General features: G+C 54.2%; 1 protein-coding gene. It reads right to left on the bottom strand.

What is annotated here, in order from left to right; all coding sequences use genetic code 11:
• Positions 1-31: 31 nt before the first annotated feature.
• The coding region (locus F0L74_RS34555) for a ribosomal S27a family protein (protein WP_213087169.1) at positions 32-236 on the bottom strand (205 nt) is incomplete at its 5' end.

Here is a 236-nt window from a genome sequence, read left to right as displayed (position 1 = left end):
GAGCGTTTCTTACAGGCTAGAGGGGACTTATTTATTTGTCGTCGTCTTTGAAGACCATCGTGCTGTGACACTTCCCGCAGTAGTGACGGTCCTCCATCACCGCCATGAACACTCCGGCGCCGCACTGCTCGCCCGTGCACTCGCGCCGCAGACGGTGGATCTTACCGTTCTCGTCGACCTTGTAAAACCTGAGGACGGCTAGTTTGACCTTCTTCTTCTTGTGCTTGATCTTCTTG

Source organism: Chitinophaga agrisoli (genome assembly GCF_008386695.1).
GTDB classification, from domain to species: Bacteria; Bacteroidota; Bacteroidia; order Chitinophagales; family Chitinophagaceae; genus Chitinophaga; species Chitinophaga agrisoli.
Note: the sequence above shows the minus strand (reverse complement) of the source record. Positions and strands in the feature narration are given on the sequence as shown.